Origin of the sequence: Sandaracinobacteroides saxicola (genome assembly GCF_014117445.1) — a bacterium.
GTDB classification, from domain to species: Bacteria; Pseudomonadota; Alphaproteobacteria; order Sphingomonadales; family Sphingomonadaceae; genus Sandaracinobacteroides_A; species Sandaracinobacteroides_A saxicola.
In genome coordinates this window covers 730,099-742,958 of record NZ_CP059851.1, presented here as the reverse complement: position 1 = coordinate 742,958, position 12,860 = coordinate 730,099, and the positions used below count along the sequence as shown (strand labels likewise).

The window sequence follows — 12,860 nt, the reverse complement described above, 5'->3', positions numbered from 1 at the left end:
GGCGCGCATGACCGCCCCGATGCTGCTCAACCAGGCCCTGCAGAAATTCAACGCCGGCGCGTTCGATGCCGCGCGCGCCGACCTGCTGTCGCTGCTGCGCACCGCGCCCAACACCGGCCCGGCGCAGCATCTCCTCGCCCTTGTCGAACGCCGCCGCGGTGACCCCGCCGCTGCCCGCGCGGCGTTCGTCGCCGCCAACCGGCTCATCCCCGGCGACCATCAGCTCGCCAACAACTGGGGCAATTTCCTCGCTGCGGAAGGCGACCCTGCCGGCGCCATCCTCGCCTACCGCCGTGCCACCAGCCTGAAAAAGGATTTCGCCGACCCCTGGCGCAACATGGCGATCACCGCGCAGGACATGGGCAACCTCGACCTCGCCGGCGAGGCGCTGGCCCAGGCGCACCGCCTCGCCCCCAACGACCATCGCGTCTGGACCTCGCTCGGCCTGCTGCTGCGCGAGCGCGGCGAGCATGACAAGGCCGCCGACATCCTCGACACCGCGCTGAAACTGAAACCCGACCATCCGCTCGCCGCCAGCGCCCGCGCCCAGGTGGAGGCCGAGCGCGGCCGGCCATCGCTGGCGCTCTACGCCCGCGCCCGCGCGCTCAACCCCGCCGACCGCGCACTCCTGCTCGCCGAAACCCAGGCCCGCGTGGCCGAAGGCGACCCGGCCCGGCTCGATCCCCTCGCCGCCGCCGTCGCCGCCGATCCCACCTGGGCCGAAGGCCAGCTCGCCCTTGCCAAACTCCGCTGGGAAGCCGGCGAAGGCGCCCATTCACTCCGCGGCCTCGATGCCGCGCTGGCCGCCCACCCTGCCGACGGCCCGCTCTGGGAAGCCCGCCTCCGCCTCGCCCAGGCCGCCGGCGAACCCGTCCCGCCGCTTGCTGACCGCGCCCGCGCCGCGGTCGGCCCGCTGCCCGCCATCACCCTGATCGAAGCCGAGGCGCAGCTCGCCGCCGGAAACACGCCCGCCGCCGAGACGCTGCTGCTGACGCTGCCCGACGATGCCGACCGCAGCGCCGCGCTCGCCCGCGTCCGCCTGCGCCAGGGGGACGGCGCCGCCGCCGCCGCCCTCCTCGAACCCCTGCTCGCCACCACCCCGCACAATCGCCTGCTGTGGGCGCTCCTTGCCACCGCCTGGCGCCTCGCCGGCAACCCCCACGCCGACTGGCTGCTTGGCGGCGCCAATCTCTGGGGCCGCTTCGACCTCGGCCTGTCCCCCGCCGACCTCGCCACCATCGCCGATCACCTGCGCGGCCTGCACTCGCAGCAGCGCGCTCCACTGGATCAATCGCTGCGCGGCGGCACGCAAACGGTGGGCACCCTGTTCCTGCGCACCGCGCCCGAGATCGTCCGCCTCCGCCGCGCCGCAGAGGCCGCCGTCGACGCCTATCTCGCGCAGCTCCCGCCCCCGGTCGAGGGCCACCCGCTCCTCGCCCAACCCCGCGCCGGCTGGCGCTTCACCGGCAGCTGGTCCGTCCGTCTCGCCGGCCAGGGGTTCCATGTCCCCCATGTCCACCCCGAGGGCTGGATCAGCAGCGCCATCTACCTGTCGCTTCCCGAAACCATGGGCGGGCAGGCGCAATCCGGCTGGCTCACGCTCGGCGAACCCCCGTCCGAACTCGCCCTGCCCCTCCCCCCGCTCGCCACCCTTGAACCCGTCGAAGGGACCGTCGCCCTGTTCCCCAGCTTCCTCTGGCACGGCACCCGCCCTTTCGCCGCCGGCGAACGCCTCACCGCCGCCTTCGACGTCACCCATGGCTGACATGCACCCCCTCGACCGGCCGGACGATGCCACCCAGACGCCCGACATCCGCTCGCTCCTCGTCTTCTGCGGCTCCCGCGACGGCACCGACCCGCGCCACCGCGCGCTTGCCGAAACCGTCGGCACCTTGCTGGCGACGCGCGGCGTCCGCCTGATCTACGGCGCCGGCTCGCTCGGCCTGATGGGTGTCCTCGGCCGTGCCACGCTCGCCGCCGGCGGCGCCGTCACCGGCATCATCCCGCGCTTCCTGGTCGATTGGGAAGTCTGCCTCCCCGGCCTCACCGAAACCATCGTCGTCGACACGCTGCACGCCCGCAAGGCGCTGATGTTCGACGCCGCCGACGCCGTCCTCTGCCTCCCCGGCGGCCATGGCACGCTCGACGAGCTCGCCGAAATCCTCAGCTGGCGCAACCTCCGCCTCCACGCCAAGCCGGTCTGGCTGCTCGGCGACGATGGCTTCTGGGCGCCCTTCACCGCCCTCATCGATCATCTGGTCAGCAGCGGCTTCAGCGGTTCCGCCACCGCCGGCCATTTCGAGACCCTGCCCGATGTCTCGGCGCTTGCCGCCCGCTTGCCCCTCCGCTAACCCGGCAGCAACAGCGGTTTGCGAAGGCAGTGAAGCGGACATGAGCAAGATCAAGGTGGTGGGCCCGGTTGTCGAACTGGACGGCGACGAGATGACCCGGATCATCTGGCAATGGATCCGCGAACGCCTGATCAAGCCCTATCTCGACGTCGACCTCCACTATTACGACCTCGGCATCGAGGAGCGCGACCGCACCAACGACAAGATCACCGTCGATGCCGCCAACGCGATTCGGCAACATGGCGTCGGCGTGAAATGCGCCACCATCACGCCGGACGAGGCGCGCGTCGAGGAGTTCAACCTCAAGCGCATGTGGAAATCCCCCAACGGCACCATCCGCAACATCCTGGGCGGCGTCGTCTTCCGCGAACCCATCGTGATCAAGTCCGTCCCCCGCCTCGTCCCCGGCTGGACCGACCCCATCGTCGTCGGCCGCCACGCCTTCGGCGACCAGTATCGCGCCACCGATTTCCGCGTCCCCGGCCCCGGCAAGCTCACCATGACCTTCACGCCGGACGACGGCGGCGCGCCCACCGAATATGAGGTCTTCCACTATCCCTCGTCCGGCGTCGCCATGGGGATGTACAACCTCGACGACAGCATCCGCGATTTCGCCCGCGCCTGCCTCAACTACGGCCTCGCCCGGCAGTGGCCGGTCTATCTCAGCACCAAGAACACCATCCTCAAGGCCTATGACGGCCAGTTCAAGGACCTGTTCCAGGACGTGTTCGACCGCGAGTTCAAATCCGCCTACGGCAAAACCGGCCTCGTCTACGAACACCGCCTGATCGACGACCTCGTCGCCAGCGCGCTGAAATGGAGCGGCAAGTTCATCTGGGCCTGCAAGAATTACGATGGCGACGTGCAGTCGGACATGGTCGCGCAGGGCTTCGGCTCATTGGGCCTCATGTCCTCCGTCTTGATGACGCCCGATGGCAAGGTGGTGGAGGCCGAAGCCGCCCACGGCACCGTCACCCGCCATTACCGCCAGCACCAGGCCGGCAAATCCACCAGCACCAACCCCATCGCCAGCATCTTCGCCTGGACCGGCGGCCTCAAACACCGCGGCAAGCTCGACGCCACGCCGCAGGTCACGCAGTTCGCCGAAATCCTCGAACGCGTCTGCATCGAGACGGTGGAGGCCGGCCACATGACCAAAGACCTCGCCCTCCTCATCGGCCCCGACCAGGCCTGGCTCACCACCGAAATGTTCTTCGAGGAAGTCCGCAAATCCCTCGAAACCGCCATGACCACCGAAGGCATCGGCTGAATTGACCAGAATCGCGATGTAAGATCGTTGCTATTTTTTGCATAATTCATATGGGATTGCTCAGAAATTTTTTAAGAAGCAAACATTGTTTCATCCCCCATATGGCGCTATAGTTAGTCCATAAATTTTCATGTCAAGTGACAATTGTCGTGTAATGGAGAGCTAATATGCTTCGCAATCTGATCGTCGCAGCGCTCGCAGCCGCTTCTTTAACTGATGGCGCCAACGCCGTTATCAGCTTCAACCCGAACAGCGTTCCGGTACCGCCGTCATGGTTTCGCAATGGACTGGCGCCAAATGGCGATCTTGGGGACAAGTTTAAAGATTTCGGTGTTGACTTCACTTGGGGTGGTGTCGAGGGTGCTTACTATGACATTTTTGGGAAGGGTAGTTTCGCTGGCGTTAACGCATCGGGCATGCTCGACAATTTGTCGAACATCGATGGTCGCATCGTGCTACCCGGCACGCTGACGGGCGCCACGACGGATTATTTTTATGTTGAGGCGAACGCGAGCTGGTTCAGTTCACTGAAGCTTACATTATACGACACCAGCATGAACGTTCTCGCGGTGGTCGACAATGAATGGTTCGCGGCCGTAAGTGGTCCTACATTCTTCACCTACAGCGGTCCTGGCATCGCCTATTTTTCGATTTCGACACCTGGGCATTATTATACCGTCAGCGAGATCCGCCTCAACGATCCCGTCGGCTCGGTGGCGGCCAACGCTGCCGTTCCGGAGCCGGCCACTTGGGCGATGATGATCGCTGGTTTCGGTCTGGTCGGCTTCGCCGCCCGCCGCCGAAACCCGGTGGCCGCCTGACCAAACGGCGCATGAATCCGGCGCGGCAATGATGCCGCCCCTTGTCATGTCATGGCGGCGGATGTCGTGGAAGCACGGCGTCCGCTGCACCGAAGCCCCGCCGCCGCTCATCGATGCCACCTGAACCCCGCCCCTTCCGGCTCAAAACCCCGTTCCCACCGCCACCATCGCCCCCACCCCGGCCTCACCCCCGGCAAACCCCCGCAAGGACAGCGCGAACGGCCCCACCGGCGCGCTCACGTCCGCCATCGCCATCACCCGCCGCGCCTCGCGCAGGCCCGCCCGCGTCCGCTCGAACCGCGCGCTTTCGGTGGCATAATCATAATCCCGCGGCAGGTCGAAGGCGATGCTGCCCCCCTCCACCGTCAGCGGCTGCAACAGCGTCATCCGCCAGCCCAACCGCCGGCCCTCCCCCGCCAAACTCACCGACCAGGCAGACGCCAGCGACGTCGTCGCCGATGCCGCCAGCCCCCCGTTCAGCGAAAAACGCCGCGCCTCCATGCTCAGCGCCGGCTCCAGCGTCACGCCCGCGCCCAGCGGCAGCGCCGCCCCCGCGTTCAGCGCCACGCCATGGACGGTCCGCACCCCCAGCAGCGCCGAGCCCCGCGCCGCCTGCCGCGTATAGCGCAGGCCCACCGTCGCCTCCCCACCGGCCAGCGCAAAACGCCGCGCCGCGTTCAGCGCATGATAGCCCTCCCCCCGCTCCGCCCCGATGCTCAGCCGGCCCAGCGACAGGCTCATGTCGATGCCGCCCGCCATCCGCCGTGTCGGATCGGCCGGCGTGAGGGCAAAGCCCCCGCCCTGGCCCAGCCCCACCGCCAGCTGCGCCGCGCCCACCTGCGTCACCATCCGCGCGCCCGAAAGCCGGAACCCCGTCTGCGGCTGGTTGCCGACATCGCTGGTGCGAAACGCCGGCCCCGGCAGCACCGCGGCGCTCATCCCGCCCTGCCCGGCCCACCGCGCCGGCTGCGCCATCGTGGACAGCAGCGTCGCCCGCCGCTCCAGCCGGCGCACCTCGGGCGTCATCACATAGGCGCGCTTCAGGCTGTCCAGCCCCACCACGCGGCCCAGCGCCCCCGCGATGGCGCCGCTGTTGCCCAGCACCGGGTCCACCACCAGCGTCGCCGCCATCGGTTGCACCGTCCCCAGCACCGTCACGCTGCCCTTCGGCGCGAACGCCCGCTCCAGGTCCAGGATGCCCCGGCCATAGACCTCGTCCGTGCCGCTCGCGCCATAATCCCGCGCGCTGTCCAGCAACAGGTCGGCGATCTCCCGGCCATTGAGGTTGGGAAAGGCCGACGCCACCAGCGCCGCCGCCGCCGCCACGTTCGGCGCCGCAAAGGACGTGCCGCTCACCCGCGCCTGATTGCCATATTGGTCGTAACTGCGGACATTCTCGCCCGCCGTCGCCAGGAACCAGCGTCCGAAGCCCCCGGCGCGGTCGGAAAAATCCGCGATTGCCCCGCGCTCGTCCAGCGCACCCGCGATGATCACCTGCCCGCGCGCCACATCGGTCGCCGCGATCTGCGCGAAGCTGTTGGGGCTCGCCGCGCTGCTGTTGCCGGCGGCCACCACCACCAGCATGCCCGCCGCCGTCGCCCGGTCCACCGCATCGATCACCTGCGAACTCAGGCTGCCGCCCAGCGAGATGTTCACCACCTTCGCGCCGTTCACCCGGGCATGGTCCAGCGCCCGCGCGATGTTGGCGCCGCTGAAGGCGCAGCTGGTCACGCAGCTGTCCGGCGTGTCCGTCCGCAGCACCATCAGCTGCGATCGATAGGCGCCGCCCTGGATGTCGCGGCCGTCGCGCGCCGCGCCGATGATCGCGGCCACCGCGCTGCCGTGCCCGGTCGGATCCTCCAGCCCGCGGATGCCGGCGATGTCGGTGGAGGCGGTGTGGATCCGCTCCTCGAACAGCCCGCGCGCCAGCAACCCCAGCCCGGTGTCGATCACCCCCACCGTCACGCCCTGCCCGAAGGCGGAGCGGTCATAGGCGGCGATCGCCTTCATGGAGGTGGCGCCGGTGGAGCTGCGATACTCCAGCGTATTGTTCTCGGATGGCGGCGGCGCCGGATCGGTCACCGCGGGCGGCGGCGGCGGCGAAGGCGTGACGCTGCCCGGCGCGATCGGCGGCGCCGGGATGGTGCGCGGCCCGCTGCTGCCGCCATCGCTGCCGCCGCACGCGGCCAGCATCGTCGTCGCCAGCAACAGGGCAAGGGTCTTGGGTGTGAAACCTGTGGGACGCATGGGCCGATCCTCCGTTCGCGCGAACCGCGCTGCTGCCGGAAAAGACGGCGCGTTAGGCTTACCGTTTAGCCCGCCGGCGCAGGATCTCTGACCGCAGGGTGGAGCATCGCCGCGCGGCACAAGCCTCTTGCCAAAGCCTGTGGCGTGACAGCACGATGAATGCCCCCCCGCCCCGCGTCGAAGCGCTGCCGGTCTCGCTGAAGGCCGGCTGGGCCGTCGGCGCGCTCGGCGTCGCCATCCTCTTGAATGGCATCGGCGCGCTCTCGCTCTTCTACATGGTGTCGATCCTCGGCATCGAACCCGCCATCGCCGGCGGCCTGATCTTCGCCACCAAGATCCTCGACATGCTCATCGACCCCGCCATCGGCATGGCCAGCGACCGCACCCGCAGCCGCTTCGGCCGCCGCCGCCCCTGGCTGTTCGTCGGCGCGCTGCTCTCCGCGCTCAGCTTCCTGGCCTTCTTCGCGCCCCCTGCCGGCCTCGACACGCCGGCCCTGCTCACGCTGTGGGCCGCCGGCGCGCTCGTCGCCTACACGCTGGGCTACAGCCTGTTCAACGTGCCCTACATGGCGATGCCGGCGGAAATGACCGACAGCTACCATGAACGCAGCAGCATCCACGCCTGGCGCATCGTCTTCGTCTCCTTGGGCGGCTTCCTCGCCGCCGCCATGGCGCCGGTGCTGCTGGAGGCGCTGGGGAAGGGCGAACGCAGCAGCTACGCCACCGTCGGCGTCATCGGCGGCACGCTGATCCTCGCCACCACCATGGCCACCGTGTTGCTCACCGGCCGCGCCCGCAGCATCGATCGTGGCCCGGCGGTGGTCGGCATCGCCGGCGAACTGGGCGCGCTCTGGGCCAACAAATATTTCCTCCGCCTGATCTCGGTGAAGCTCGCCCAGCTGATCGGCGTCTTCGCCACCCAGGCCGCCATGATCTTCTTCCTGGTGAACGCGCTGAAGCTGGACCTCTCCATCCTCGGCGCCTTCGGCGCCGCCATGACCGTCTCCACCATCGCCACCGCGCCGCTCCTCGTCCGCTTCAGCAAGCGGTATGGGAAGCGCGAGGCCTATATCGTCGCCGGCTCGGCCTACATCCTCTATTCGCTCTCCTGGCTGCTGGCCTCGCCTGGCGAGCCGGTCTGGGCACTGGTGCTGCGCGGGCTGGTGGTGGGCGTCGCCGCCGGCGGCAATGTCATCCTCGCCATGTCGATGCTCACCGACATCATCGAATGGGATGCCCGCCGCACCGGCGTCCGGCGGGAAGGCGTCTATGCCGCGGTGTACAGCTTCGTCGAAAATGGCGCCGCCGCCTTTGGCCCTCTGGTCATCGGCTTCGCGCTCAGCCTCGCCGGTTTCGAAAAAGGCAATGTCGCCGCCGCCGTCACGCCGCGGGTCGAACAGGCGCTGCTGCTCGGCATGGTCTATATCCCGGTCGCCATGGGCGCGCTCGCCATCGTCCTGCTGCTCGGCTACCGCCTCACCGAAGCGCAGTTGCGCGGCGATGCCGCCAGACAGGTTGAAAAATCGGCATAACAATTGCCACTATCACGCCGCGTGACGCCGCATTTTACAGATTTGTGCGTCGCAGCATCGTTAACCTTTTGATTCTGCATCATCTGCCACTTGGCATGAACATTGCTCATCCCTCATTACCCACAACAGGGAGGGAATGTCATGAAATACGCCATGCTTGCCGCCGTCGCGGCTGCCGCGCTTGCCGCCGTCCCGGCGCAGGCCATCATCAACGCCCCCGTGCCCACCAACGCCTACATCGTCTTCGGCGGGCTGGACTGGGCCTGGGCCAACCCCTGCGACGCCACCGGCGGCTGCGGTGACATCGACCTGACCTATCAGGGCACGCAGGGCTGGCGCCTGCCGACCGTCGGCGAACTCGCCGGCCGCCCGCAGGCCAGCGACTTCCTGTTCCGCGGCGCCAACGTCCCCGACGGCGGCTTCGATCCGATCAGCCTGTCGCGCTTCGGTGCTGGCAACGACACGCCGATCAGCGTCGGCAGCGACGGCGCCTGCGCCGCCGCCTATTTCAGCACCGTCTGGCGGCATTGCGATTTCGGCGATGGCGTCGCCGGCGTCATCTTCGTGCCCGGCGGCCAGAACCCCGGCTTCTCCGAAACCTGGCTGGTGCGCGGCGCGGTCGTGCCCGAACCCGCCACTTGGGCCATGCTGATCAGCGGCTTCGGCCTGGTGGGGGGCGCCCTGCGCCGCCGCCGCAGCGTCGCCGCCTGACATCGGTCTTCGTCGGAAAGGGCCCCGCGCACCCGCGCGGGGCCCTTTTCATGGGCGCATCGCCGCTTCACCCATAAACCCAAGGCCGCTGTCCCCTGTCGGCCTCCCGCCATGCCTCGATCGCCGGCCGCAGCTTCAGCGTCAGGTCGATGGCGTCCAGCCCCTCCAGCAGCATCGCCCGCGCCTCGGCGTCCAGCGCGAAGCGATGCACCGCCCCGTCCGGCCCGGTCAGCGTCATCGCCTCCAGGTCCAGCGTCACCGTCCCTGCCAGCGTCGCCACCACCTCCATCGGCAGTTTCACCGGTGCAATGCCGTTTCGCACGACATTGCCCAGGAAGATCGGGTTGAAACTTGGCGCCACCACCGCCCGGAACCCCCATTCCGCCAGCGCCCAGGCGGCATGCTCCCGGCTCGACCCGCACCCCACATTGGCACCCGTCAACAACACCCGAGCGTGCCGATACGCTGGCTGGTTCAACACAAAATCCGGATCCGGCTCCCGGCTCCCGGGAGCCTGATAGCGCCAGCCGGCGAACAGCCCGTCCGCCAGCCCGGTCTTGCCCACCGTCTTCATCTCCCGGCTCGGGATGATGATGTCGGTATCGATATTGTCCCGCAGCAACGGCGCCGCCACCGCCGTCAACCGCACCAGCGGCTCAGCCACGGGCATAGTCCCGGGCGTCGGCGATCTTCCCCGCGATCGCGCTCGCCGCGACGGTCTCGGGGCTGGCGATGTGCGTGCGCGTCCCCGGCCCCTGCCGGCTTTCGAAATTGCGGTTGGTGCTGCTGATCACACGCTCCCGCGGTCCGAAACTCTCGCCACCCGCATAGAAGCACAGCGAGCAGCCGGATTCCCGCCACTCGAACCCGGCCTCCACGAACACCCGGTCCAGCCCCGCCGCTTCCGCGGCCCGCTTCACCGCCTGGCTCCCCGGCACCACCAGCGCCCGCACCCCGTCCGCCACCCGCCGACCCCGCACGATCGCCGCGGCGCGTTCCAGATCGGACAATCGGCTGTTGGTACAGCTACCAATGAAAGCCCCGGTCACCGGCAATCCCGCCACTGCCTGCCCGGCTTCCAGCCCCATATACTCCAATGACCGCGTTGCCGCGTCATCCGGCACCCGCCCGTCCACCGCCACGCTCTGCTGCACGCTGGTGCCCCAGCTCACCATCGGTACCACCTCATTTGCCGATATGGCATGTTCCACGTGGAACATCGAACCATTATCGCTAACCAGACCCTGCCACTGTGCCACCGCCGCATCCCAGACCGCCCCCGCGGGCGCATGTCGCCGACCCTTCAGATAGTCGAACGTCACCGCGTCCGGCGCGATCAGCCCGGTAAAGGCGCCGAACTCCGTCGCCATGTTGCACAGCGTCAGCCGCGCCTCCATCGGCAGCGCCCGCACTGCCTCGCCGGCATATTCCACCGCATGGTCCACCCCGCCCGCCGCGCCGAAGCGCGCGATCAGATGCAGCGCCAGATCCTTCGCCGTCACGCCGGGCGCCAGCCGGCCCTCCACCGTCACGCGCATGGTTTTCGGCTTCGTCACCCGCAGCGTCCCCGTCGCCAGCGCATGCTCCGCCTCGGTGCTGCCGATCCCCCAGGCCAGCGCCCCCATCGCGCCCTGCGTGCACGTATGGCTGTCCGGGCACACCAGGGTCAGCCCCGGCAGCACGATCCCCAGCTCCGGCGACACCACATGCACGATCCCCTGGTCGCGGTCGGTCACATCGAACAGGTTGATCCCCGCCGCCCGCGCCGCGTCCCTTGTCTCGGTGATGAACGCCGTGCCGCCCGGCATCTCGGTCGCATCCCCCCGCCCCGGCCTGGTGCTGACGATATGGTCCATGGTGGCGAACACCCGCCCCGGATCCACCACCGGCCGCCCCGCCTCCGCCAGCGATTTCAGCGCCACCGATCCCGTCCGCTCGTGCAGGAACACCCGGTCGATGGCGATCAGCGCGGTCGCATCATCGATCGCCGCCACCACATGATGGCTCCAGATTTTCTCGAACAGGCTCGCCATGGCCCCGATGTAGCGTCCGCACCGCGTTTGAACAGGCTCGCCAGAACCGAAACGGCTTTGAGTGCGCCTCAAAACCGCTGTAGAAGCGCCCGCATGGCCACCCCCACCCCCGACGATGCCCCGCCCTCGCGCAAATTCTCCAACCTGTCCCTGCTCTGGACCTTCGCCCGCGCCTATCCGGCGCAGATCGCGGCCGCGCTCGCCGCGCTCGTGGTCGCCGCCGGCGCCACGCTTGCCATCCCGCAGGGCTTCAAGGCCATCGTCGACCAGGGCTTCGGCGCGGCCTCCGGCGCCGACATCGCCCCCTATTTCTACGCGCTCCTCGCCATCGTCCTGGTGATGGGCATCTCCACCGCCATCCGCTTCTATTATGTCAGCTGGATCGGAGAGCGCGTCGTCGCCGACCTGCGCCGCACCGTCCATCGCCACCTGCTCGGCCTGCACCCCGGATTTTTCGAAGAGAACCGCCCCAGCGAGATCGCCAGCCGCCTCACCAGCGACACCGCGGTCATCGAACAGGTGGTCAGCTCCAGCGCCTCCATCGCGCTGCGCAACCTGTTCATGGGGATCGGCGGCATCGGCTATCTGTTCGTGCAGTCGCCGAAACTCACCGCGATGATGCTGCTCGTCATCCCGCTCGTCATCGGCCCCATCGTGCTGCTCGGCCGCCGTGTCCGCGCGCTCAGCCGCAGCAGCCAGGACCGCATCGCCGACGTCGGCAGCATCGTCTCCGAAGTGCTGCGCGCCATCAAGGTGGTGCAGGCCTTCGGCGCCGAAACCCGCGAAGCCAACCGCTTCGGCAGCGCCGTCGAAAGCGCCTTCGCCACCGCCAAGCGGCGCATCCGCGTGCGGTCGGGCATGACCGCGCTCGTCATCATGCTGATCTTCGGCGCCATCACGCTGGTGCTGTGGCAGGGCGCGGTCGATGTCATCGCCGGGCGGATGACCGGCGGCACCATCACCGCCTTCGTGCTCGCCGCCGCGATCGTCGCCGGCGCCTTCGGCGCGCTGACCGAGGTCTATGGCGATTTCATGCGCGCCGCCGGCGCCTCCGGCCGCATCCGCGAGCTGCTTGCCGAAACCCCCGCCATCGCCGCGCCGGCCCATCCCGTGCCGCTCCCCGTCCCGGCGCGCGGCGCGCTGGTCTTCGATCACGTCAGCTTCCGCTATCCCACCCGCCCGGACGTCTCCGCCATCCGCGATCTCTCGCTCAGCATCGCGCCCGGCGAGCGCATTGCCCTTGTCGGCCCGTCGGGCGCCGGCAAGACCACCATCTTCCAGCTCGTCCAGCGTTTCTACGACCCCGCCGCCGGCACCATCCGCCTCGACGGTGTCGACCTGCGCGATGCCGACCCGGCGGACCTGCGCGCCCGCATCGCCGTCGTGCCGCAGGAAGCGACCGTGTTCGCCGCCAGCGCGCGGGACAATATCCGCTACGGCCGGCCTGACGCCACCGAGGCGGAATTATGGGCCGCCGCCGACGCCGCCAATGCCGCCGATTTCCTGCGCGCGCTTCCGGACGGCCTCGACAGTTTCATGGGCGAATCCGGCGCCCGCCTGTCGGGCGGCCAGCGCCAGCGCCTCGCCATCGCCCGCGCGCTGCTGAAGGACGCACCGCTGCTGCTGCTGGATGAAGCCACCAGCGCGCTGGACGCCGAAAGCGAACGCGCCGTGCAGGAGGCGCTGGAACGGCTGATGGTCGGCCGCACCACGCTGGTCATCGCCCATCGACTCGCCACCGTGCGCGATGCCGACCGCATCATCGTGATGGACGAAGGCGCGATCGTCGAAACCGGCACCCACGCCCAGCTCCTCAGCGCCGACGCGCTCTACGCCCGCCTCGCGCGCCTGCAATTCGAGGATGCCTGAGAGACCGTTTGAAAATCGTTCAGGCC

General features: G+C 68.9%; 10 protein-coding genes. 7 read left to right on the top strand and 3 right to left on the bottom strand.

Features of this window, described 5'->3' with window-relative positions; all coding sequences use genetic code 11:
* Positions 1–7: 7 nt before the first annotated feature.
* The 4 genes from H3309_RS03705 (at position 8) to H3309_RS17130 (ending at position 4,442) form a co-directional block, all read left to right on the top strand.
* On the top strand, positions 8–1,765 hold the full coding sequence (locus H3309_RS03705) for a putative 2OG-Fe(II) oxygenase (protein ID WP_182297432.1): 1,758 nt from the start codon (positions 8–10) through the stop codon (positions 1,763–1,765).
* The gene (locus tag H3309_RS03700; RefSeq protein WP_243453832.1) at positions 1,758–2,351 is read left to right on the top strand and encodes an LOG family protein; all 594 of its coding nucleotides are present in this window, start codon (positions 1,758–1,760) and stop codon (positions 2,349–2,351) included. The genes H3309_RS03705 and H3309_RS03700 overlap by 8 nt, the downstream gene beginning before the upstream one ends.
* A 40-nt stretch (positions 2,352–2,391) precedes the next feature.
* On the top strand, positions 2,392–3,621 hold the full coding sequence (locus H3309_RS03695) for an NADP-dependent isocitrate dehydrogenase (RefSeq protein WP_182297431.1): 1,230 nt from the start codon (positions 2,392–2,394) through the stop codon (positions 3,619–3,621).
* Between the two features lie 167 nt (positions 3,622–3,788).
* A complete protein-coding gene (locus H3309_RS17130; RefSeq protein ID WP_243453831.1) occupies positions 3,789–4,442 on the top strand; it encodes a PEPxxWA-CTERM sorting domain-containing protein in 654 nt (217 codons plus the stop codon).
* Between the two features lie 141 nt (positions 4,443–4,583).
* On the opposite strand, the gene H3309_RS17620 is transcribed toward H3309_RS17130, so the two are convergent.
* Positions 4,584–6,689 (bottom strand): S8 family peptidase, encoded by a 2,106-nt coding sequence (locus H3309_RS17620; RefSeq protein ID WP_182297430.1) that lies wholly within the window; start codon positions 6,687–6,689, stop codon positions 4,584–4,586.
* A 155-nt stretch (positions 6,690–6,844) separates the two neighbouring features.
* On the opposite strand from H3309_RS17620, the gene H3309_RS03680 reads away from it, so the two are divergent.
* On the top strand, positions 6,845–8,221 hold the full coding sequence (locus tag H3309_RS03680) for an MFS transporter (RefSeq protein WP_182297429.1): 1,377 nt from the start codon (positions 6,845–6,847) through the stop codon (positions 8,219–8,221).
* 141 nt (positions 8,222–8,362) lie between these two features.
* Positions 8,363–8,932 (top strand): PEPxxWA-CTERM sorting domain-containing protein, encoded by a 570-nt coding sequence (locus tag H3309_RS17120; protein ID WP_243453830.1) that lies wholly within the window; start codon positions 8,363–8,365, stop codon positions 8,930–8,932.
* A 67-nt stretch (positions 8,933–8,999) separates the two neighbouring features.
* On the opposite strand, the gene leuD is transcribed toward H3309_RS17120, so the two are convergent.
* Complete coding sequence (gene leuD / locus H3309_RS03670) at positions 9,000–9,602, bottom strand: 3-isopropylmalate dehydratase small subunit (protein WP_182297428.1); 603 nt, start codon at positions 9,600–9,602, stop codon at positions 9,000–9,002.
* Positions 9,589–10,965 (bottom strand): 3-isopropylmalate dehydratase large subunit, encoded by a 1,377-nt coding sequence (locus H3309_RS03665; RefSeq protein ID WP_182297427.1) that lies wholly within the window; start codon positions 10,963–10,965, stop codon positions 9,589–9,591. The genes leuD and H3309_RS03665 overlap by 14 nt, the downstream gene beginning before the upstream one ends.
* 93 nt (positions 10,966–11,058) lie before the next feature.
* On the opposite strand from H3309_RS03665, the gene H3309_RS03660 reads away from it, so the two are divergent.
* Complete coding sequence (locus H3309_RS03660) at positions 11,059–12,834, top strand: ABC transporter transmembrane domain-containing protein (protein ID WP_182297426.1); 1,776 nt, start codon at positions 11,059–11,061, stop codon at positions 12,832–12,834.
* The last annotated feature ends 26 nt before the right edge of the window (positions 12,835–12,860 follow it).